The sequence below is a fragment of the Burkholderia sp. MSMB1078WGS genome, from assembly GCF_001528895.1.
In the GTDB taxonomy this organism is placed as follows: domain Bacteria; phylum Pseudomonadota; class Gammaproteobacteria; order Burkholderiales; family Burkholderiaceae; genus Burkholderia.
Genome location: NZ_LPDI01000101.1, coordinates 188,322 through 209,845, shown reverse-complemented (window position 1 = coordinate 209,845; position 21,524 = coordinate 188,322). Strand labels below are relative to the sequence as shown.

Annotated in this window: 15 protein-coding genes and 1 pseudogene; 4 read left to right on the top strand and 12 right to left on the bottom strand. The window is 66.9% G+C overall.

Annotated features, from left to right (window positions below; translation table 11 throughout):
* Window positions 1-100 precede the first annotated feature (100 nt).
* From WT24_RS27480 to WT24_RS27455, 6 genes are all read right to left on the bottom strand, one after another.
* Window positions 101-1,027, bottom strand: a complete 927-nt coding sequence (locus tag WT24_RS27480) for a hypothetical protein (RefSeq protein ID WP_059792486.1) — start codon at window positions 1,025-1,027, stop codon at window positions 101-103.
* A complete protein-coding gene (locus WT24_RS27475; protein WP_060036390.1) occupies window positions 1,024-4,722 on the bottom strand; it encodes a type VI secretion system Vgr family protein in 3,699 nt (1,232 codons plus the stop codon). The genes WT24_RS27480 and WT24_RS27475 overlap by 4 nt, the downstream gene beginning before the upstream one ends.
* Before the next feature lie 61 nt (window positions 4,723-4,783).
* Window positions 4,784-7,183, bottom strand: a complete 2,400-nt coding sequence (locus WT24_RS27470) for a DUF2235 domain-containing protein (RefSeq protein ID WP_060036389.1) — start codon at window positions 7,181-7,183, stop codon at window positions 4,784-4,786.
* Window positions 7,180-7,788, bottom strand: a complete 609-nt coding sequence (locus WT24_RS27465; RefSeq protein WP_059792479.1) for a DUF3304 domain-containing protein — start codon at window positions 7,786-7,788, stop codon at window positions 7,180-7,182. Before WT24_RS27465 ends, WT24_RS27470 begins: the two co-directional genes overlap by 4 nt.
* Window positions 7,789-7,872: 84 nt before the next feature.
* The gene (locus tag WT24_RS27460; protein WP_060036388.1) at window positions 7,873-8,730 is read right to left on the bottom strand and encodes a DUF4123 domain-containing protein; all 858 of its coding nucleotides are present in this window, start codon (window positions 8,728-8,730) and stop codon (window positions 7,873-7,875) included.
* A gap of 2 nt (window positions 8,731-8,732) precedes the next feature.
* Window positions 8,733-11,528 (bottom strand): type VI secretion system Vgr family protein, encoded by a 2,796-nt coding sequence (locus tag WT24_RS27455; RefSeq protein ID WP_060036387.1) that lies wholly within the window; start codon window positions 11,526-11,528, stop codon window positions 8,733-8,735.
* 473 nt (window positions 11,529-12,001) lie between these two features.
* Here WT24_RS27455 and WT24_RS27450 point away from each other — a divergent pair, with 473 nt between their 5' ends.
* Window positions 12,002-12,265, top strand: coding sequence for a PAAR domain-containing protein (locus tag WT24_RS27450; protein ID WP_059792473.1), 264 nt, complete (start codon window positions 12,002-12,004; stop codon window positions 12,263-12,265).
* Between the two features lie 37 nt (window positions 12,266-12,302).
* Window positions 12,303-13,700, top strand: coding sequence for a hypothetical protein (locus tag WT24_RS27445; RefSeq protein ID WP_060036386.1), 1,398 nt, complete (start codon window positions 12,303-12,305; stop codon window positions 13,698-13,700).
* Between the two features lie 192 nt (window positions 13,701-13,892).
* On the opposite strand, the gene WT24_RS27440 is transcribed toward WT24_RS27445, so the two are convergent.
* Window positions 13,893-14,228 carry a hypothetical protein gene (locus WT24_RS27440; RefSeq protein ID WP_059502048.1) on the bottom strand — a complete coding sequence of 112 codons (336 nt, stop codon included), beginning with the start codon at window positions 14,226-14,228 and terminating at the stop codon, window positions 13,893-13,895.
* Between the two features lie 279 nt (window positions 14,229-14,507).
* The gene (locus tag WT24_RS27435) at window positions 14,508-15,254 is read right to left on the bottom strand and encodes a MipA/OmpV family protein (RefSeq protein ID WP_059502046.1); all 747 of its coding nucleotides are present in this window, start codon (window positions 15,252-15,254) and stop codon (window positions 14,508-14,510) included.
* Window positions 15,255-15,499: 245 nt separating this feature from the next.
* Here WT24_RS27435 and WT24_RS27430 point away from each other — a divergent pair, with 245 nt between their 5' ends.
* Window positions 15,500-16,225 (top strand): response regulator, encoded by a 726-nt coding sequence (locus tag WT24_RS27430; protein ID WP_034207003.1) that lies wholly within the window; start codon window positions 15,500-15,502, stop codon window positions 16,223-16,225.
* A complete protein-coding gene (locus WT24_RS27425; protein WP_060036385.1) occupies window positions 16,226-17,611 on the top strand; it encodes an ATP-binding protein in 1,386 nt (461 codons plus the stop codon).
* Between the two features lie 47 nt (window positions 17,612-17,658).
* Here WT24_RS27425 and WT24_RS33735 read toward each other — a convergent pair.
* The 4 genes and pseudogenes from WT24_RS33735 to WT24_RS27405 all read right to left on the bottom strand — a co-directional run.
* Window positions 17,659-17,805, bottom strand: a pseudogene (locus WT24_RS33735) (iron chelate uptake ABC transporter family permease subunit); the annotation flags it as partial.
* A 134-nt stretch (window positions 17,806-17,939) separates the two neighbouring features.
* Window positions 17,940-18,380: a nuclear transport factor 2 family protein gene (locus tag WT24_RS27415; RefSeq protein WP_059792463.1), complete on the bottom strand. Its 441-nt coding sequence runs from the start codon at window positions 18,378-18,380 to the stop codon at window positions 17,940-17,942.
* A 132-nt stretch (window positions 18,381-18,512) separates the two neighbouring features.
* Window positions 18,513-19,493: an NADPH:quinone oxidoreductase family protein gene (locus WT24_RS27410; RefSeq protein ID WP_059502035.1), complete on the bottom strand. Its 981-nt coding sequence runs from the start codon at window positions 19,491-19,493 to the stop codon at window positions 18,513-18,515.
* A gap of 142 nt (window positions 19,494-19,635) precedes the next feature.
* The gene (locus WT24_RS27405; protein ID WP_060036383.1) at window positions 19,636-21,465 is read right to left on the bottom strand and encodes an acyl-CoA dehydrogenase; all 1,830 of its coding nucleotides are present in this window, start codon (window positions 21,463-21,465) and stop codon (window positions 19,636-19,638) included.
* Between the last annotated feature and the right edge of the window lie 59 nt (window positions 21,466-21,524).

Sequence of the window (21,524 nt, the reverse complement as noted above, 5' to 3'; positions counted from 1 at the left end):
CGCTTTCGCTCCTGGATTCGAGTTCGACCGGCATGCGATTCGAATCGGAGCGAATCGACAATTCGGGGCGAAGATCCGCGTAGCCTGCATCACGTCAGGATCACTTCCCCGTCAGTTTCACGTTTTCCAGCCGGTCCATCGGCGTAAAAAACCGCCCGTCCATTTCCTGCGGACGAAGGATGTCGAGGTTCACCGTGCCGACGAAGAGGTAGTTCCCGGCATCGACACGCCGCATTGCCGAATGATCGGTAAAGGTCAGCGCTGCGTACGGCACGACAAATTCCACCCGCTCGGGCTGGCCCGGCTTGACGACGATTTCGTGGCGGTAACGGCGGGACGTGTCGCTCAGATATTTGCTGACGAGCCTGACGTCGAATTCCACATTGTCGCTGCCGCCACCGATCTGCACATATTGCAAATCGGGACGCGCCAAATCCGCCGACCAACGATCCGGACCGTCGACCGTCACGTCCTGCTTGCCATCGTTCGAGAACGTTACCTCGATCACAAGATGCTCTTGCGCGGGCCGCACCGAGAATGTCGGATGCAGATTGATTTCCGGGGTGCCGTGCGCCAGCAAATCATGGGCAAGATCGTAAAGTACCGAGAGCTTGTCGTTGAATTGATCGTCGAACTGGTAGTTGTACGTACCCTCGTAATGGTGGCCGCCCTTGTCAAACGAATAGACGAGCACGGCCCCCTTATTGACTGCATGGATCTGGGGAATCGCCCTACTGCTCAACGTCGCCTTCACCAGATCGACATGCTGGCGATAGGTTCCTGTGAGACTCGCCGTATATTTTCCGATTCCAAAGTAACTCGATGGCGGCATCGGGTCGATATCCCGACCCCGCGAAAAATACGACACCTTGTGGCCATCGGCTGTGAAGACCATCGACGGCGACGGATTCATCTGCCCCTGTCCACTACGAATCTCGAAATAATCCGCGCGATCTTGTGCAAGCGCCATGTCCAACACTCCGAAAGAAATCATCGACATCACAACGACGAGAAAAGAGCGCTTCATTTCAGCACTTCCCAGTCAATTCCGGTCTTTTCGTTGAACCAGTCACGGAAGCCGTACATGTAGTACTTCGGAATTTCCGGCTTTTGCTGGAACATTCCGCGGCCCATCAAGTTCGTTTCGGTGGAGCGTTGCCAGTTGTCGTCAAGCTGCGCCATCGTCACGTCGACCAGATGTCGCGAGTTGATGTACTTCCCGAACACGGCGCCACCGTCAGTAAAGTACTCATCCGGCCAGCCAAACAGATGCCCGCTCTCATGCGCGATCGCATTCTGGGTCGATACCGGGACATACCGTTGCTGCCGCGGGTTCCACTCGACTTGCACTTCCCCCCAATTCGCCGAGTTCGCCCGCGTCACCTTGGGAAAGAGATTGATCTCAGCATGGCATCTCCCGGTTTGAACGAGCTCGACTTCAAGTTTCACCTTGACCTTGCATGTACATGCCTTGCCGAGCGGACACGCCTTCGGCTGCATCGAGTAATTCCCCCGGTTCAGTCCTTCCTCGATGCGCTTCTTGAAGCCCGACACGGCAGCAAGACCACCGGGTCGATCCACTACCCTGATGATCAAGCCTTCTCGTATGCCGTCGCTGTTGTACGGCACCGAAAACGGCTTGCCCGTCGACGGATCCATATGGACGCGCCCCTGGTTGATCCAGTATTGATCTTTCAAATGAACCTTGATACGGACGGTAGCCGTCAACGTCGCCGTCGCAGGTGCATAGCCGATATCGTACGTCCCGGTCGATGCCGCATATTCAAGCCAGTTGGGTTTCCCATCCTTCAACTTCGGATTGCCGCCCTCGTCCGTCTCATAATAGTCCGCGGCCCCCATACTGACGGTGTGCTCTTCCTTCTTGATCGCGGGAACGTGAAGGTTGCACGGCCCACTGTGCGCAGCCGCACCTTTTTTCGGCATGCCCCCCAGTTCTCCTGACACAGGTGGCGGCGTCGAATAACCGAGCGAGGGACCCGATCCCCCATCCGCCACCGTGGGTGCGGCCGCGGAAGGCGCGGGCAGCGGTTGACCGGGCGCACGGGAAAATGCCTGCGCCGCGCCGACGGCACCGCGCGGTGTCGGTAGCGTCGCACCGGCGATCGAGCTCGCCGCACCCGCCGCACTTCCCCCCGCCACCGCCCCTCTCCCCGCCGGACTCGCCGCCAGCGCCTGCACGAGAAAGTCGCACGGATCGCCCTGCGGCAACACCGGCAGCGCCGGCAGCTTCACGCTCGTCGCGCGCGGCCCCGGGAATGGATGCCCACCTGCCTTCACCGCGAACTGCCCCGGCGTCTCGACGACGATGTCGCCACCTTTCAGCGTGATCCGGTTCGGCCCCTGCTGAAGCACGATCGCTTCCTGCGCGAGCACGTCGACGCGCTCGTCGGTCGACGTCACGCGCACGGTCTGGTCGGCGAGAATCTCCATCGTCGACGCATGCGCCTCGACGCTCACCGGCCCTTCCCCCGCGATCGCCTTGAGCCCGCCCGCCACGCTGTACAGGCTCATCGCATCGCCCGTCGCCGCGGCCACGGTGGCGCCAGCGCCCACGTGCGCGTCGCCTTGCGACGTCAGATGAACGTGCTGCGCCGCATACGACACCGCGCTGTCCGGCGTCGTCACCACGATGTTCTCCGGCGACTCCATCAGCACCGCGGGCGTCGCGAATCGCTCGACGGGATCGCCGCCGTCGCGCTGCGTCCCGGTCGGCTTGGTCGCGCTCTGACCGCCCACGCTGCCCGCATACTTGCCGTCCTGCGCAGGATCGATCGCCTTGAGGAAATCGGTCTGCACCTTGTTCGCGCTCAGGCCGACCGCCTGCGCACCGATCGCCGCCGTGTCGAGTTCCTGCGCCGTTTTCGCCGCGTCCTTCAATTGCTCCACGCGTTCGGCGACATCCATCTGCGTCGACGCGCCGAGCCGGCGCGCAGTACTCGACAGCAGCACGCCCGCGCCGGCCCGCACGGCACCCCAGCCCTGCGTCGCCAGTTCGAAGCCTTCACCGCGATAGGCGCCGCGCATCGTACCCTGCTGGTCGATCAGATAGCCCTGCGCGAGGCGCGTGTCGGCAGTCGAATTGCTCAACTCGTGACGCAGTTGTCCGGCCGCATCGTCCATCACCCAGCGACTGCCGGGTTGCCCGTCGAGGGTTTGCGTCTGCAGGCCCGTCAGCGTTCCCGAATGGTTCGCGTCGCTGCCCTCGCCGGCCGAGAACGGCGGACGCACGCGCCCGCCGTACACCTGGCCGAGCACGACCGGCGCATCGATGTTGCCCGACTCGAAGCCGACCACCACTTCCGCCCCCACACGCGGCGCAAACACATGACCGAAATTCGGCCCGGCCGCCTGTTCGGCGACGCGAGCCAGGATGCCCGAACGGTGATCGCCCGGCGCGTGGCCGGCCGGATTGGACCGGCTTGCCGTATCCGTCAAGCCGCCCGGCAGCGGCGCGACACCGCGCATCCACGGAAACTGGATGCGGACCTGGTGATCGCGCGTGCTGCTGACGCGCCCACCCGGCTCGCCGACCACGATTGCGGTCTGCACCCCGTACACAGTCGGCCGGTCGCGGAACGGCGGCACGATCGGCGTGCCTTCCGGCACCGCGACGAAGCGGTTGCGATACAGGCCCTTGTCGAGCTCGCCGCGTCCGAACAACTGCCCGATTTGCGCGCCGAGGTTGTTCACGGCCTCGTGCTCGATCGACAGCGGCACGAATCGCAGGGGGCCTCCCAGATAGTCGTTCAGCGTATGGACCTTGCCGGTCTCGAGCGTGCGCGACGAGCCGCCGCCACGGTAGATCCGCTTCGCGAGCTGCAGCGCGTCGAGACGCTGTTCGGCGTAACGCTGCGCATCGCCGCTCGTGTCGAAGCGGCCGGCGCGCTGGCCGTCGTAGATTTCCCGCACCGGCAATAGCGGCGCGCCGGCATCGGCGGGCTGCTGAGCATGGCCGGCAAGCGCATGAAGTTCCCTGGCTTTCCAGCTCGTCGCCACCACGCGATCCGGCACGAGCTGACGCCGATCGGAGAATTGCGTCATCACGCCGTCCGGATCGCCGACGTCCTGCGCATTGAATGCGATCGCGCTGCCGTCGGGCAGCCGTGCATGGCGGTCGAACACAACGACGGTATGGTCGCCCGACGGCGCCTTCCCCGCGTCCTGCCCGTGCTCGATGCGAAACGACAACCCGGCCTCGGACAACTGCCGCAACACGAAATCGAGATCGGTTTCGCGATACTGGCCACGCAAGCGATACGATCGCAGCGGTTCGACGCGTTCATAGCGCCAGTGCGCTTCCGGATAGTCGCCGAACACGCGCTCGCAGATCCCCTCGGCATCGAGGTCGACGAAATACAGGCAATTGCGGCGCAGTTGCAGCAGCGCGAGCCACGATTCCATCGTGAGCCGATAACGCGTGAACTCGCCGTCACTCTCCGCATAAGCGGCATGCGTGACGTAGCCGTTCCAGCATCGTTCGCCCGCCGCCGTCGCGAGACGCAGCCGCGAGGCGCTGCCGATCAGCGGCGCGAGATCGAGAAACGGCTCGCTCGACAGCACGTCGATCTCGAACCGGAACGATTCGCTGATCCCCTCACGACCGTGAAAGCGCTCGACCACGAAGGCGCCCGGCATCACGGTATCGATCTGGATATGACGGGTCGCTTGCCCGTACCCCGTTAATGCGGCAACTAGATCCATGTCGTTTCTCGGCAATCGCGCGCGAATGCGTGTCGCGCCGGCTGGTTCGTATCCAATCGGTTCATCGGAACAGCTTGCTCATGTCGACGTTGCGCTGCATCTGCTGACGCATCGCCTCCATGTCTTCCTGCACGCTCGGCACATGGGGCGCGTCCCAGCGTACGCCGTTCACGTAGACGGTGCGCCAGCGCAGATACCCCCAGACGAACGAAAACTCGCGCCCCGAATCCTGCAGCGCGAGGCCGCCGGTGACTTTCGGGTCGGTCAACACGGCGCTGTCGGTCGGCGCGGTGGCATCCCGGGCCGCGCGGGCTTTCCGTGCAGCCTGCTGCGCGGCGTCGTAACGTTTCAGGATGTCGGCCTGCTGCGCGGTCAGCGGCGAACGCGGTTCAGGCTCCGGCGCGACGTTGGCGGCCGGTCCGAGCCCGAGCGCACCCGCCCCCATCATCTGCATGATCTGCGACGGTCCCGGCATGCCGAGTTGCTGGCGCTTCTTCCATTCGGCGTGCTGGCGCTCGAACTCGGCCTGACGGGTTTTCAGCGCCTTGATCTGCTTGAGGTTCCACACATCGTCATCGTCGCCCAGCGGCTTGAACCACGCGCGCGAGTCATGCATGAAGTTGTCGTACAGCGCGCTGATCGGCGCTTGCGGCGGCCCCATGTTCCAGTCGCCCCGCACCTCGAGCCACTGCTTCCATTTCTCTTCGAGCTGCAACTGGAAGAAATCCTCGGCACGCTTGGCGCTCGCGCGCACCAGCGGGCCGACGAACGGAATCGCGGACTGCAGGCCTGCGGCGATCGGCAGGACGGCCGGCGAAATGACGGCCGCCGCCTTCGGGTTCTGCGTGATCTTCCGGCTGACCGTGTTGCCTGCGTACCGACTCACCGTCGGTCCGCCTTCCTTCTCGCACTCGAGCAGGTCGCGCCATTCGAGCCGCAGCTCCTCGTTCGCGCTGTCGAGATCGACGGCATCCTGCGGATAGGCAGCCTTGGCGGCGAGAAACGACGGTTGCGAACGCAAATTGTCGAGCCGCATCTTGCGCCAGCGCAGGTAAAGCCCGTAGTGCGCGCGCATCAGGCCCGGCGTGCCGTGCTCCTTCGCGTAGTAATAGTCGGCGCTCGTGCTCACATAGGCGGAAAACGCGCGCTTGAGCGCGGGAGAAATCGCGAACGCCGCCGCCGCTTCGGCAGCGACACCGGGCCCCTTGATATCGAGTGGCACACCGGCCTTGCGCGCTTCGCGATACATGTCGAGCAGCGGCACCTGCGACAGCTTGTCCGCATCGCTGGTGCCGCGCCCCTGCTCGCCCGGCCCGTAACCGCCGCCGACGTCCGAATGCACGCCCGGATAGACGATCTCCTCATGCCCGTCCCGCGACGCATCGATCAGGTCGAGCGGGAACGATCCGCGCGGCTCGTGGGCCGCGACCATATGGACGCAGCGGCGCACGTAGTGCGGCACGCCCATCAGTTCCTTGCGCCCCCAGCCGCCGTGCCCGTCGAACAGCGTCGCGGCCGTGCTTTGCGCGATGCCGACCGAAGCGACCGTATCGAAGATGCCGAGGAAGTCGTACGACACGGGCACGCCGCACAGGCTGAAATCGGGGTCCAGCGCGTCGGCCAGCCAGTTCGAGAACGTGCGGGCCTCAGCCGCCCCGCGCGAAAAACCGAACACGTACAGGCGAATGCGCTGCAGTTTCGGCTTGCCCTTCACCAGCAGATCTCCAACGCGCGCCTGCAGCTGCGCGCACCGGGCCCGCAATGCGACGCGGCGTTTCTCGTCCCACGCGCGCATCGTCGCGGTCCAGTTCGCCGTATCGACTTCGCCCTTGAGCTGCGCCCAGATCGTGTCGCGATCCCACGTCAGTTCGATCCCGTTCTGCTCGGCGGCCATCAGCTTGAGCGCACCGACGCTCGAACTGCCGCGCGCGTTGATGTCGCCGAGACTGCCCGGCTTGGGTGGGTTGCCGCCGAGATCGATGCCCTTGAAATTCAGGTCGACGCTGACGGCCTTCGCGAGTTCCTTGTCGCTCTTGCCGAGCGCCGCGGACAGCGAATTGCCGAACGCGTGCGCATGCACGACGTTGTGGATCTGCAGCAGCGCCCAGTTGATGCGCCCCTCGCCGGCCCATCCCGTCGCGGCGCCGGCGGCGGCCTGCAGCCCAACGCCCTGGTCGCCGATCTCGTCGACGAACGGCGTGCCGACGCCGGCCACGTAAATGGCACTGTGATACTTGTCGCGCGGAAACACGTCGAACAGCCGCGCGACGTTGCTGTGCTTGCCGCCCGCGCGATCGCGATCGGCGTTGTTGCGCGTGCCGTCGAAAAAGATACCGACATGCAGCGTCTTGCAGCAGCTCATCCCGTCGTCGTCGTGCAGCCGACGCATGATCGCGTCCTGCTCCTCGCGTGTGACGACGCCGACGTCAGGTCGGTCGGCGCTCGCGAAGCGGAAACTCATCGCGTGATCCTCTTGTCGGGATTCCGGCACTGCGGGTCGCTGTTGCGCAACGTGAAGTTCCCCGGGCACGCTTCGTCGGGCGCCTGGAGATTTTCAGGAAAGCCGCGGTAGCCGGGCATCCACTGAGACGCATAGACCTTGATTCGATCGTGCGGAAAGAACAGGACCCACAGGAAGCCGTCCGAGAATGTGTCGTAGCGCTCGACCGGTACGACCCGGCTCGCAAGCGCCTTCGGATCCTTCCTGTACAGGTCGTCGTCCCGCCACTGCAGGTTGACGGTCAGCCCCGGATGCCATTGTTTCGGCAACGCGACACAGCAGATGATCGCGCCGCCGCCGCTGCCGATACGCGCCGGTACCGTCCCGCCCCAGGTGCCGTCGACGTAGAACGTGCCGATCGGAACGTCGGTGTAGTTGAGGGCATTCAGCTTCAGCCCCAACGTGCCGGATGCGGCCACCGCGCTCGCGACGCTCGACGCCCCGGCTGCACTGGACTCGGCAGGCGATACGTCGGTCGCGCGCGAGCATCCGGCCGTCCCGAGCAGGATGGCCGTGAACATCAGCAGCCGAGCGGCAAACGTCGTGGAACCGGCATTCAAACTCATCTTTTCATCCTCTTCTCCGACGCCGTCCGGCGCGGATCGCTATCAACCACGTGCGCTGTCGCATGCACGCGAACCCGCATCGTTCTATGTGGACGACATCGCCGGCGCGAGCTCCGTCACCAGATACCCGGCCGCCACAAGTGCATCGAGCGCGGCTCGCGACGCCGCCGCCGGCGGACCGTCGTGCCGCGCCCATGCCGCACTCACACACGCATGGACTTGCGAGGGCGCAGCCACCAGACGGCCGAAACTCTCCGGACGCTGGCGAACATGAAAAATCAGCGTGTCGATCTTCGCAGCCTGTCGAAGCCGTTCGATCTGTTCGTCGTCGAGCAAGTATGGCTCGCCGTCGCGCCCGGCGCCCGCATCGCCGCCCGCCGCCTCGCCCACGGTGTCGAAATCGAGCGCAACGAGCGCCCCGGTGCGATCGAATACGTGCCACGCGTCGATGCCGTCCGTGAAGCGGCGGCGCTGTGCGGGCGTCAGCGCCGCGAGCCATGCGGGCAGGCAACGCGTATCGGCGAGACGCACCAGAAACGCTTCGCCGTCGGCCGCCGCACTCGCCTCCATCTGTCCGCGCAGATGCGCGGCGAGTGCGGCCGTATCGCGCGCGCCGCGCAGCAGGCTCACCATCGGTCGTCCGGACGTCTCGCGCAGCACGGTGTCCAGCATCGCCCGGCGCGCCGCCGCGTCGGCCGGCAACGGCACGAGGCACGGCGACATCGCCAGCAGGTCGTCGCCGTCGTACACACCTTCGTACAACACGACGACGGCATCGTCGCGCTCGACCGCGGGCATCCGGTCACGCAGCGCCGGCGCGAAACCCATGTCGAGCAGCAGGTGCCAGCGCCGGTCGGCCGGCACGCGCTCGAACAGCGCATTCAGCCGGTCCGGCGTGTCGTCGGGATAGTGGTCAATCCAGTCGGTCGTCTCGATCGTCATGCTCAGATCGCCTTGCCTGCGAGTGCGCTGCCCGACTGCATCGCGTGCAGCAGGCATTCGACACAAACCTTTTCGGGAAACTGCGGCAACGGCGTATTCAGTTGCTCAGGGCCCACGAATGCATGCTGCGCGGCATACACGACGAATTTGCCGGGGCAACCGAACGTGACGTCGCCACCTTCGATCGTCACGTGCGCCCCCCCGCTCACCGCGAGATGCACGGTCTTCTTCGCGGCGATCTCGACGTCCGCGCTCGCGGAGGCGAGCTTCAGATCGTCGCGCGCGCGCAGGCCCAGCACATCGCGCTGCGCCTGCAACGTCAGTCCGTCCTTGCCGGCGATCATGCCGATGCCGACACCCTGTGCATGGCTCGCGCCGGCCAGCCAGCCGATGCCCTGCCCGCTGTGAATGCGCAGCTGCTGCGCAGCGGCGAGATTGAAGTCGCCACCGCTGCCGAGCGACAGCGTTTCGCCGGCCGCCCATTGCAGCGCCTGCCCGGCAACCAGCCCGTACCCGCCCCGTGCCTCGATGCCGAGCACGGCGTCGCCCGTGTGCGGCAATGCGTTGCCCGTCGACCGCCGGGCGGCGTCGGCCGACGCCTGCGCGTAACCGTCCGCGCCGACCGTCGTCGCGAAACTCTGCGCAAGCGCATCGAGCGGCGCGGCGCTACCGTTCAGCGACGACTGGCCCGCCTGTTCCACGCCGCGCTGCGCGGCGAACGGCAGCGTCCCATGCGTATCGGCCGTCCGGTCGAATCGCCGAACCAATGCGGTGTGCCGCGCGAGCAGCCCCTGCAGCGCGGACGCATCGCCCACCGGCTGCGCGGCGCCAGCGGGCGCATAGCTCGACACCAGCAGGCCGCGCGTCGCACGCATCGCACCGTATGCGTCCGAACGCAATTCGACGCCCTGGCCACGGAAACTGCCGAGATAGTTGTCCGCCTGATGACGCAGATGACCGAGGTTCAATTGCGTGGCTGCGTGCGTGGTCGCCATCTGCAGGCGTCCCATGCCGTCGGAATCGTCGGCGACGAGCTGGTTGTGGCCTTGCCCGTCGAAACCCTGACTCTTGAAACCCGACAGCGCGCCGGCGTGATTGTGGCGATCCGTGCCGCCGCCGGCGCCATGCCACGCGGGGCTCAGCCCGCTTGCCAGATTGCCCTGCGCGCTCGGCGCATGATCGCCTGCCTGCGTGTAGATCGACGCGTCGAGCGGCTTGCCGGCCGCTCCGCCCGGCGAAGGCGACTCGCCGCCTTCGCCGCGGCCATTGAACAGACCGCCGAGCACGATTGGCCGGTGGATCAGCCCGTGGTGAAACTGCACGAGGACTTCATGGCCGATGCGCGGTACCTGCTGAAGGCCGTGCCCGTCGCTCGCGAGACGTTGTATGGCGCGCGTCGGATACGTACCCGCATCGTCTTGCGCCTGCCAGTGGAAGCGAACGCGTAACCGCCCCTGCGCATCGACGTGCACCGGTCCCGTCGAACCGGGCCGCGCGTCGCCTGCCGGCCCGACGACGATCGCCGTCTGCGCGCCCAGCGCCGTCGGAACCGGATTGAGTCGCTGCCCGGTTTCGTCGGCCAGCGTGGGCCGCCAGACCTGCGTTCGCGGCACCGCATCGAACCGGTTCGCATAGCCGCAAGCCTGCGCTTGCCGAACCACGCGCGGATCGAGCGCCGTCGCCGGCAACGGCCCGAGTTGCCGTTCGATGGCCTCCATGACGGTGGACGGCAGATTGTTGATCCCGACATGCTCGACGCGCGTCAGCAGAAAATCCTCGGGCGCCGCGACGCCGCGCACGGGCTGCCAACCGGCATCGACGAGTTTCAGCGCGCGTCCTGCGCGCGCCGTGCGCAGCGTGCCGTAGCCGGTCCAGAAACTGGCGCGCGACACGATCGCATCGGCCTGGCGCCGTACCGTATCTTCCGCTTGGCGCAAGCTGTCGAACGCCTCCGGCCCGACGTCGTCGTAGAGTTCCCGCGCGCCGCCCGGACGGCCGAGCGTCGTACTCGCGGTAGTCGCCCGGTTCACGCGATAGTCGCTGCTGATCAGCGTGATGCGATCGGCCGTCAGCGACAGCGACTGCCCGATTCCGAGGATCACGTCGTCGGTGCCGGTCGCCGTCCCGCTCGAGCGGCGCGGTACCCCGCCGCGTCGCGCGGACGTATCGTCCTCGGCCAGTTGCGCGCTGTCGTCGAAGACCAGCATCGTGTGCCCGCTAGGCGCGTCCTCGTCTTCGACGAAACAGAACCCGAGGCCAGCCTCGGCCAGCAGATGCTGCACGAATTCGTAGTGCGTATGGGTTCGATACTGCACGCGATACGCAACGGGCTCCAGCGCATCGAGGCGCCGGCTGGCATCCGGCGTGAGGCGCCACCGCGCGATCCCGGCGTACGGCGCGAACACCGTGTCGAGCACGTCGGCAAGCGTCTGGTTCACGAAGGTTCGCTCGTCGCGCGCATGCGTGAGTGCGGCGAGCCACGGCACGATCTGCAGATGATAGCGAGCGAGGCCTGCGTCGTAACCCCTGCACTCGGCCTCGGCGACGAGACCGCTGCGCAGCGTCGTCGTGCCGTTCGCGAGCGTGGTACGAATCGCGACACGTTGCCCGAGCATCGCGTCGAGATCCAGTGCGGGATCCGTCGACAGCGCATCGACGTTCCATTCGAAGAGATCGGAGAGCGATTCGCGGCCGGTCCAGCGCTCGATTTGAAACGCGGCCAGCGCGCCGGATCCGTCCAGCGAATACAAGCGATTGAATGCGCCAAAAAGAGACGCAAATTCCGTGATGACGCTCATGCGGTCCCGCTCTCTCAGGATTTGACGTTTTTAAATTAGATATTGGTGCGACCAACACGGGATGATGCACGATTGCCGGCCTCGCGATCGCCATGCCGAACCGGCAGGACACACGCGGCCCCGCAGCACCGTCCACTGTCTGGCTGAACGCACGCCAACTGGACCAGATGATGCGACCCCTATTTCAAGCTTACTATTTTAGATTACGTAGGCGGGCTGCACCATAGGCAAACGGACCTAGATTTAAAAAAGCAGCCCTTGACGTGCGGGCATCACGTCCGATAATGACGGCCTTCGGTTCGAAAGCTATATTACGGCTCAATCGGAAACAGGCAATTATTGCCGAAAGGTAATAAATGCCCGATTTAGCCGAAATCGATTCGAAAAACGTTGCCGATGACCGATGCGCTCCCGCACCCGGCGGCGAAAGTCGCGATGCATCGTCGATGATTCCAGCCAGGAGGCCTATCCGGATGACCCAACCCTTCATCGTCCTTGGGGACAAGCACAGCCATGGCGGCACCGTGACCAGTGCGTCGACGCTGTCGTCGGTCGACGGCCGGGGCATTGCGCGCCGCAACGACACGGTGACGTGTCCGATCCACGGCCCGAATTACATCGTCGACGGCGACGATACGATGATCGTACAGGGCGAAGGCGTCGCGCGCGACGGCTACAAGACGGCCTGCGGCGCCGTGCTGCTCGCAAGCCGGACGGCGGGCAGCGACGGCAATTGATACGCGACGCCGCATGTCACGGGGAGAATCGACGGAAATGATCACGCGCTTGCGCAAGACGGCATTCGTCGCCGCGCTGTTCATCGCAGTGTGGATCGCCGTATTCGTCTGGTGGAAAACGACCCGGCATGCACCCACCACCAGGGAACTGGTGTTGTGCGGGCTCGTGCTGCCGGCGGCCCTCGCCGTCTGCGTGGCATGGCTGCGCCGGGGGCTCGGCCCGCATCCGGCGCTCGCGGCCGCCGCACCGCCGAGTTCGTCCGCATCGACGGACGCCTCTGCCCCGCGGGATTCAACGTCGCACACGTGGTCGGCCCTGCTGCTCGACAGCAGCGTGAGGCTGCCGACGGGGGCGACGACCGCAGACATCGATGCGGCGGCCCGTGAAGAGCGTTCCGTCGCGCTTCATCCCGAACTGCAACGCCCGGACGGAACCGGCGTATTCGCGAGCACCGTCGAATCGGTGTCGCTCGACCGGTTCGATACGAGCCTGCTTGCGCCCGACGCGCAGGAAACGCTGCAGGACGAGCACTGGCGCGGGCTGCTGCTGGCCGCCGACGCACTCGACGAATTGCGCGAGCGTCATGCCGTGTTGTCCGGCGCGGCCGCCGACGCGCCGCCGCTCAGGCTCCATCTGCTGATGCCGGAGCGCTGGCAACCGGTCGCCACCACGCTCGCGGCATGGCTCGATGCACATGCAGCGCGGGAAGCCGTCGCGCCTGGCATCGTCCGTGCGCAACTGCGCACGGTCGCCGATCCCGTGCAAGCATGGGCAGTCGTCGACGAACTGATCCAGGCGTTGCACCTGCAATCGTCCGGCGAGCTGCACGTCGTCCTCGCGTTCGACTCCACCGCAAGCCAGGACGCAGTCGACGCGCTGGATCGCGCAGGCCGGCTCTACGGCCGCGATCGGCCGAACGGCATGATGCCCGGCGAAGGCGCATGTGCGTTGCTGCTCGGCCATCCCGACACACCGCATGCGATGTCCGTCCCGTCGATCCACCGGCTCGCGGCCGCGCGCCGCGCGGGTTCCGCCGATCACGGCAAGGCCGAAGCGACGACGCTCGAACAGTTGCTTGTTGCGGCGGGTACGCGCTTGTCGACGTTACGCCCCGACCTGTCGACACCCGGATTCGTCACCGACGCCGATCAACGCCGCAGCCGCCGCACCGAAGTCATGACGGTCAGCGAGCAGATCTGGGGCGATGATGCCGCCGAGCGCAGTCGCCACCTCGGGCTCGCCAACGGGACAAGCGGCGCGGCGCTCGCGCTCGCTGTGCTGGCCGTCGCCGCCGATCACGCGACAGAGGAAGGACAAGCGGTATTGACGGCATCGGTCAGCGACCCGCTCGCACGGGGCGTGATGCTCGTCACGCCGGCGACGACTGTCGACACCACTGCATCGGTGCCGCAATCCGGAACGGTCGCGGCGTGACGGGACGCGTCGTGCGTGCCCCGTCTACAACGGATGCGGCGCCCGACCGCCGCAGCCATCGATACCGCGCCCGCAGCGATGAATCGCGACGCGTGCTGCCGACCGATCGGCCGCGCGATGTGCATACCCGCAATAGCCGCACTCACGGAAGCGACATCAACCGCAACCGATTTTCGTCGGCGGCCGAATGCCTCACCCGCGCCGCACCCAGATCACTTTCCCGTCGCGAATGCCGAGATTGCGGCGCTCCTCCCGGTAATCCATCGTGCCCGGTAACGACTTCCCGTCACGCTCGAGCACGCGCCACAGACAGCCGTCGAGCAGCGCGGTCGCATCGGTCTCGGTCTTGCCGACCAGCGCATCGTCCGGCGCGGCATTCGCCTTGCATACCTGCGCGGCGCCCGGCGCCAAAGGAGGTCTGGCCGCGCCGCCCGCGGTAGCGTTGGGGTGCTTCGTGTCCATGTCCGCACATCCTGCAAAGGTTGCACCTGCAACGAGTGCAACGAGCATCGCGATCGTGTTCTTCATCGGTTTCTCCCTGTCGCGGCCCGGCGGTCCCTGTGCGGCATTCGTGCACGACCGGGCATCGCATGCGTGATCGGTTCCGCACGCTGCCGGCCGTTTCCTGATGGAGCCGGTCGGCGAACGGCGGCTTTTCGCGACCCGGCCGAGCCGCCTCGGCGCACCGGCGTCGCAGGGCCGGCCTGACGCCGAACCCGCCCGCATGTTACCGCACGCGGCTCGCAGCGACGGCGCGACGCAGCTGGATCCTGTGCACCTGCGCGCCGGCCCGCGCCGGCAATCCGCTCAGAACTTGTACGTCACGCCCGCGATGCCGTAGTAGGTGTTGCGCGACTGCACGATCGGGCTGTCGCCGGCGCGGCCGAGCAGCCGCGTCACGCCGCCGGTCGCGAGCACCGACCAGTGCCGCGTCAGCGTCCAGTTCCACGCCACCGCCATCGCCGCGCTGTCGATCCCGCCGCTCACCGAATACGGCCGGAACCGGCTCGTCATCGATTGCGCGTCGGTCACGCCGTAGAAGGTCTGCATGTAGCGTCCCGAGCCCGCATGCACGGTACCCGTCACGACGATCTGGTGCTGCGACGTCTTGAGTACCGGCACCGCAAGATCGACGTGCCCCGACACGCCGCGCGACGTGTGAGTCACCGGCGTGTCGACCGTGATGCTCAGTTCCGCCGCATCGAAGAGCGTCACGCCGGCGCGCACGCCGACGAGCACCGAGCCGGGAATCCGGCCCATCCCCTTCAGATAGTCGGAGCCCGGCAGGTCGAAGCGGTTCTCGTCCGCGCGGCCCGCGTCGTAGCTCACCGCCGCCGAAACGAACGCACCGTGCGGCAGGTTCAGCCGGTAGCCGGCGCCCTGCGTGCTGTCGACGAAGAAGCCGTTGCCGAACGTGGCGGAAAACGACGGCGCGACGACGCCGCGATACTGGTTGCTGCCCTGATAGCGCGGTGCGAATCCGCCGCCGAGCGACAACGAGTACTGGTTTTCCGCGTGGGCGGCGGCGGCGAGGGTCAGGCCGGCGAGCGGCATGCAATAGCGGTAGCGGCGAAGGGATGGGCGCACAATATCGAGATCCGAGTGACGAAGCCCGCAGTCTAGGGGCCGCCCTGCGCCGAGACTGTCCTGAATGTGCGGAGAATCTGTGCGCAATTGTGTTCGATTGTTCGAGATTGTCGCCCCGCTGCCCCGGCAGCCGGTCCGCCGGATAGAATTCGCGTGCCGCACCGTGCATCGGGCTGCCGGGAACGAGATGGCGCGCGCATCCTGAGGAGACCATGAACGAAGTTCCGCTCAAATACCGTGTGCTGCTGATCGAGGACGACGATCGCCTCGCGCAGCTCGTCCGCGAATACCTCGACGGCTATGAATTCGCGGTGACGGTCGTGCGGCGCGGCGACCTCGCCGTCGCTGCGGTGCGCGAGCACCAGCCGGCCCTCGTGATACTCGACCTGATGCTGCCGAATCTCGACGGCATGGAAGTCTGCCGGCGCATCCGCGCGTTCACCAATGTCCCCGTGCTGATCCTGACCGCGCGCGCGGACGTGTACGACCAGGTCGCCGGGCTCGAAACCGGCGCCGACGACTACGTGACGAAACCGATCGAGCCGCGCGTGCTCGTCGCGCGCGCCCGTGCGCTGTTGCGCCGCGCGCAGCCGGCCGCGGCGGAAGCGAGCGCCGTCGCGCCCGACGCGCTCGTATTCGGCGAACTGACGATCTCGCCGCCGAACCGCACCGTCACGTGGCGCGGCGAGCCTGTCGAGCTGAAGACCGCCGAATTCAACCTGCTGCTGATCCTCGCGCGCGCGGCCGGCACCGTGCTGAGCCGCGACGACATCCTCAAGCAATTGCGCGGCATCGAATTCGACGGGCTCGACCGCTCGGTCGATTCCGGCATCTCGAAGCTGCGCCGCCGCTTCGAGGACGCGTCATCGGAGCCGCACAAGATCAAGACGATCTGGGGCCGCGGCTACCTGTTCAGCCCTTCTGCGTGGGACGAGTAAATGCTGCGCCCGTTGCTCCGGTTGTACCTCGTCGTGATCCTGTGCGTCGGCGCGTCGATCGTCTTCATCCAGCTGTCGTTCGACCGGATCTTCTACGAGCGCGTCGCGCAGGCGCAGCGCGACTCGCTGACGACCTATGCGTTCGTGCTGAACGATTACCTCGAGCGCCATCCGGGCGCGCAGCGCGAGCTCGCCTTGCGCGAATTGGCGTTGCACGGCCGCGAAGGGTTCGGGTTCATGTCGATGGCCGACGCGCGTGCGCAACTGAGCGGCGCGCCGCTGCGCGATCTCGATGCCGGCCGAATCGCGATCAGCTACGACGGCAAGGATTACTACATGCCGCTCGCGGACGGCTCGGTGCTGCATGCGCGGCCGATCGAGGCGCCCGACCTCGACATCCGCATCTATGCGTACATGCTGCTCGCGCTCGCGACGCTGTTCGCGGTGGTGCTCTGGATTCACCATCACTGGCGCGACATTCGCCGGCTGCAGGACGCCGCGCGCGCATTCGGCGCCGGGATGCTGTCGACGCGCGTGAAGCTGTCGGGCAAGTCGAACATCTACGAGCTGTCGCAGCAGTTCAACGACATGGCCGCGCGCATCGAGGCGTCGATCAAGCAGCAGCGCGAAATGATGCACGGCATCTCGCATGAACTGAAAACGCCGCTCGCCCGGCTCGAATTCGGGCTCGCGCTGCTCGCCGATTCCGACGAAACGGGCCGGATGCGCGAGCGCCGCGACGCGCTGCGGCGCGACGTGCGCGAACTCGACGAGCTCGTCACCGAGCTGCTGACGATCGGCCGGCTCGAACAGGGTGCGAGCGAGCTCGCGCCGATGGAGGTCGTCGTCGACGCGCTGCTCGACAGCGTCGCCGGCAACGTCGCGGACGACATCGCCGATCGCGGCATCGCACTCGACGTGTCGACGCTCGACGCGCCCGCGACCCACGTATGCGATCCGAAGCTCGTCGCCCGTGCCCTGCTGAACCTGATCCGTAACGGCGCCCGCTATGCGTCGCGCAAGGTCGTGCTGGCCGCCACGCGAGATCGGTCCGGGGCGCTCGTGCTGAGCGTCGACGACGACGGGCCGGGCATCCCGGCCGCCGAGCGCGCCCGCGTGTTCGAGCCGTTCCAGCGGCTCGACTCGAGTCGCGACCGGCAAACCGGCGGCTTCGGGCTCGGGCTTGCAATCGTGCGGCGCGTCGCACAGGTGCACGGCGGCGACGTGCGGCTCGAGGATTCGGCGCTCGGCGGCGCACGCTTCGTGATCACGCTGCCCGTACGTGCGCTGCCGGACAGCCTCTTCGACGTCGCGCAGGACGTTGCGACCCCGCACGCCGATAGGCGCCGCCGCAGCGGCACGGACACGGTCATCCCGTTTCGATGAAGACAGGCCACGGGATTCGGCCCGCCCTCGCCTGACGGCGCCTGCGCTCAGCACCGACGCAGCCGCACGGCGAAGAACAGGCTGCCGAACAGTGCGGTCACGATGCCGATCGGCAGATCCTCCGGCGCCGCGAGCGTGCGTGCGGCGACATCGGCCCACACGAGCAGGATCGCGCCGGCCAGCGCGGCGGCCGGTTTGTCGCCCCCTTCGCGGCCGGTTGCGCACCCCGAACGCGCGCTTGCTGCGCGGCTCGTCGACGCTTCGCACGGCCTCGCGCGCAGGTTCCGCAGCGCAGCCGCGAGCCGGCTACGCCATAGCCCCACCCTGTTCAGCCGCCAGTCTTGAACGCCGGCAACTGCTGCCCGAGCCGCGCGCCCATTTCCGCGCCGAGCGCCTGCAGCGCATTGAACGGCCGGATCATGACCTCGAACTCGACGATCCGGCCGTCGTCGTCGAAGCGGATCATGTCGATTCCCTTCAACGCCTTGTCGCCGACGGTCGCGCCGAACTCCAGCACGACGCTCTTGCCGTCGTCGGACACGAACTGGCGGTGATACGTGAAATTCTCGAGAATCGTGATCACCGTGCGCAGCGCCATCAGCAGCGCGGGCGCCGGCCCGTACGGCTTGAACGCCATCGGCGAACGGAACACGGCGTCCGGATGGACGATCGATTCCAGCGCGCCGAAATCCTTGCGCTCGACCATCGCATGCCATGTCTCGAGCGATTTCGCGACAGCGGGATGAAGATGCAGCGGGGCGTGTGTCATCTGAGTCTCCAGCATCGAGGTTGGACGGAACGGAAACCGGGTCGCGGCTCTTTACAGCAGGTCGCACCGTGCCCGCTTTCATGAAGAACCCGCCGCGCGGCCTGCTTCGAATCGCCGCGCGGCGAAACCGGATCACGCGTCCGGAAAAATCACCACCTTGCCCTTCACCTGCCGGTTCGCCATCCGCGCGATCGCGTCGGCCGCGCCGGCCAGCGATACGCGTTCGGTGATCGCGGGCCGCACCTTGCCGGCCGCGAACCATTCGGCGAGCAGCCGCATGTTCGCGGCATGCTGCGCCGGATCGCGCCGCACCGCATCGCCCCAGAACACGCCGAGAATGTCGCGCTCCTTCAGCAGCGCGAGGTTCAGCGCGATCTTCGGGATCTCGCCGGCCGCGAAGCCGACCACGAGGAACCGGCCACGCCACGCGGTCGCACGCAGCGCCGCTTCGCTGCTGGCGCCGCCCACCGGATCGTAGACGACGTCGGCGCCGCGTCCGCCGGTCAGCTCGTCGACGCGGCGGCGCAGGTCTTCGGTCGTATAGTCGATCGTCTCGTCGGCGCCCGCTTCGCGACACAGCGCGAGTTTGTCCGCGCTCGACGCGGCCGCGATCACGCGTGCGCCGAGCGCTTTGGCGATCTCGATCGCGGCGATCCCGACGCCGCCGGCCGCGCCCAGCACGAGCAGCGTCTCGCCCGCCTGCAGGTGCGCGCGCTGCTGCAATGCGTGCAGCGACGTGCCGTAGGCGAGCACGAGCGCCGCGCCCTGCTCGAACGTCATTCCCGGCGGCAGGGCGGCGAGCTGGTGCGCATCGGCCACGCACTGCTCCGCGAACCCGCCGTGTCCGGTAAACGCCATCACCGAATCGCCGGGTCGCCACGCGGTGACACCCTCGCCGACCGCGTCGATCACGCCGGCAAACTCGGCGCCCGGCGAAAACGGCAGCGCCGGTTTCACCTGATACAGCCCCTGGACGATCAGCGCGTCGGGAAAATTGAGCGATGCCGCCTTCACCTGGATCCGGACCTGCCCGGCAGCCGGTTCGGGAATCGCGACGTCCTCGATGCGCAAGCGATCGATCGGGCCGAATGCGGTACACAACAGGGCTTTCATGCGCTTCTGTCTCCTTGCGCGGCGTGGCCGCGCATCGGTGCGGTGGGCGGGATCCCCCCGCGCGGCCGGTTCACGACGCGCATGCGATGGCCATCGGCATCGGCAAGATCGTCTGCATTCCGGAATATCGTCGAAACCACGTTCAGAACCACGCGTCGCGCATGTCGAGCGTCGTCGTGTCGACGCTCGACAGCAGGTCGAGCTGCGCATCCACCTTCGGCAGTTCCCAGCGGAAAAAGTACCGGGCCGCCGCACGTTTGCCGTCGTGGAAATCGCCGTCGTGCCCGTGCGCGGCGAGCGTCACGTCGAGCCACAGCCATGCGACGACGAGATGGCCGAACGCTTCGAGATACACGCTCGCGTTCGCCAGCCGCGTCTGCGGATCGCCGATCGCGCTCAACTGGCGCGTCACGTCGCACAGCCTCGTCCAACGCCGGGCCAATGCATCGGCCTGCTCGCGCGTGCCGGCATCCAGCGCTCGCGCGCGCTCGACGGTCGCGCCGATCCGCACATCGAGCGCGCGCAGCGACGCGCCGTCGTCCTGACTCACCTTGCGGCCCAGCAGGTCGAGCGCCTGGATCCCGTGCGTGCCTTCGTGAATCGGATTCAGGCGATTGTCGCGATAGAGCCGTTCGACCGCATAGTCGCGCGTGTAGCCATAACCGCCGTGCACCTGGATCGCGAGATCGTTCGCGGCAAGACACCACTGCGACGGCCAGCTCTTCGCGATCGGCGTCAGGATGTCGAGCAGGCGCGCGGCATCGGCGCGCACCGCCGCATCGTCGTGCGCGCGCGCTTCGTCGACCTGCCTCGCGCAATACAGGATCAGCGCGAGACCGCCTTCGACATAAGCCTTCTGCGCGAGCAGCATGCGCCGCACGTCCGGATGGCCGACGATCGGCGTCTGCGGCGCGGCCGCATCCTTGCCGCCCGGCCCGAGCGGGCGCCCTTGCGGACGGTTGCGCGCATAGTCGAGCGCGTGCAGATAACCGGTATAGCCGAGCGCCACCGCGCCCGCGCCGACCCCGATGCGCGCTTCGTTCATCATGTGGAACATGTACGCCAGCCCTTGATTCGGCTGGCCGACCAGATAGCCGATCGCGCCCGCACGCCCTTGCGGCCGATAACGCGTCCCTTCGCCGAAATTCAGCAGGCAATTGGTCGTGCCGCGATAGCCCATCTTGTGGTTCAGCCCGGCGAGCACGACGTCGTTGCGCTCGCCGTTCGCGCCGGCATCGGCGCCGGTCAGGAACTTCGGCACGATGAACAGCGAGATGCCGCGCGTGCCGGGCGGCAGCCGGCCGTGTTCGTCGGGAATCTTCGCGAGCACGAGGTGGACGATGTTCTCCGCCAGCTCGTGCTCGCCGCCGGAAATCCACATCTTGTTGCCGGTCAGCCGGTAGCGCGCGCCGAGCGGCGAATCGCGTTCGAAATCGGCGCGTGTCGCAATGTCGGACAGCGACGAACCGGCTTGCGGTTCGGATAGACACATCGTGCCGAGGAAACGCCCTTCCAGCTCCGGGCGGGCGAATGCGTCGATCTGCGCGGCGCTGCCGTGCGCGACGAGCAGGTTCGCATTGGCGACGGTCAGGAACGGGTACGCGGCCGTCGCGATGTTCGCGGCCTGGAAGAACAGGAACGACGCGGCTTCGACCAGCTTCGGCAAGCGCATGCCGCCGAGCGCTTCGTCGTGACCCGCGGCGATGAGCCCGGCGTCCGCGAACGCGCGCACGGCCGGTTCGACCTCCGGAATAAGCGTCACGCGTTCGCCGTCGAACCGCGGCTCCTCGCGGTCGCCGCGCGCCGCGTGCGGCGCGAACAGGTCTTCGGCAATCCGCTCGCTGGTGTCGAGCACCGCATCGAACGTCTCGCGACCGTGCTCCGCGTAGCGCGGCAGCGCGGCGAGCGCCTCGGCGTCGAGCCAGTCATACAGCAGGAACGCGAGATCGCGTCGCGACATCAACAGGCTCATCGTGCTGCCTCCCGGGGTGCCGGCCATGCCAGCCGAATGTAGGGTTGCGTGACTGCAAG

What these genes read in the sequence shown, in the direction of transcription:
- WT24_RS27480 (WP_059792486.1), bottom strand. Translation starts at nt 1,027, where the DNA reads ATGAAGCGCTCTTTTCTCGTCGTTGTGATGTCGATGATTTCTTTCGGA.
- WT24_RS27475 (WP_060036390.1), bottom strand. Translation starts at nt 4,722, where the DNA reads ATGGATCTAGTTGCCGCATTAACGGGGTACGGGCAAGCGACCCGTCAT.
- WT24_RS27470 (WP_060036389.1), bottom strand. Translation starts at nt 7,183, where the DNA reads ATGAGTTTCCGCTTCGCGAGCGCCGACCGACCTGACGTCGGCGTCGTC.
- WT24_RS27465 (WP_059792479.1), bottom strand. Translation starts at nt 7,788, where the DNA reads ATGAGTTTGAATGCCGGTTCCACGACGTTTGCCGCTCGGCTGCTGATG.
- WT24_RS27460 (WP_060036388.1), bottom strand. Translation starts at nt 8,730, where the DNA reads ATGACGATCGAGACGACCGACTGGATTGACCACTATCCCGACGACACG.
- WT24_RS27455 (WP_060036387.1), bottom strand. Translation starts at nt 11,528, where the DNA reads ATGAGCGTCATCACGGAATTTGCGTCTCTTTTTGGCGCATTCAATCGC.
- WT24_RS27450 (WP_059792473.1), top strand. Translation starts at nt 12,002, where the DNA reads ATGACCCAACCCTTCATCGTCCTTGGGGACAAGCACAGCCATGGCGGC.
- WT24_RS27445 (WP_060036386.1), top strand. Translation starts at nt 12,303, where the DNA reads ATGATCACGCGCTTGCGCAAGACGGCATTCGTCGCCGCGCTGTTCATC.
- WT24_RS27440 (WP_059502048.1), bottom strand. Translation starts at nt 14,228, where the DNA reads ATGAAGAACACGATCGCGATGCTCGTTGCACTCGTTGCAGGTGCAACC.
- WT24_RS27435 (WP_059502046.1), bottom strand. Translation starts at nt 15,254, where the DNA reads ATGCCGCTCGCCGGCCTGACCCTCGCCGCCGCCGCCCACGCGGAAAAC.
- WT24_RS27430 (WP_034207003.1), top strand. Translation starts at nt 15,500, where the DNA reads ATGAACGAAGTTCCGCTCAAATACCGTGTGCTGCTGATCGAGGACGAC.
- WT24_RS27425 (WP_060036385.1), top strand. Translation starts at nt 16,226, where the DNA reads ATGCTGCGCCCGTTGCTCCGGTTGTACCTCGTCGTGATCCTGTGCGTC.
- WT24_RS27415 (WP_059792463.1), bottom strand. Translation starts at nt 18,380, where the DNA reads ATGACACACGCCCCGCTGCATCTTCATCCCGCTGTCGCGAAATCGCTC.
- WT24_RS27410 (WP_059502035.1), bottom strand. Translation starts at nt 19,493, where the DNA reads ATGAAAGCCCTGTTGTGTACCGCATTCGGCCCGATCGATCGCTTGCGC.
- WT24_RS27405 (WP_060036383.1), bottom strand. Translation starts at nt 21,465, where the DNA reads ATGAGCCTGTTGATGTCGCGACGCGATCTCGCGTTCCTGCTGTATGAC.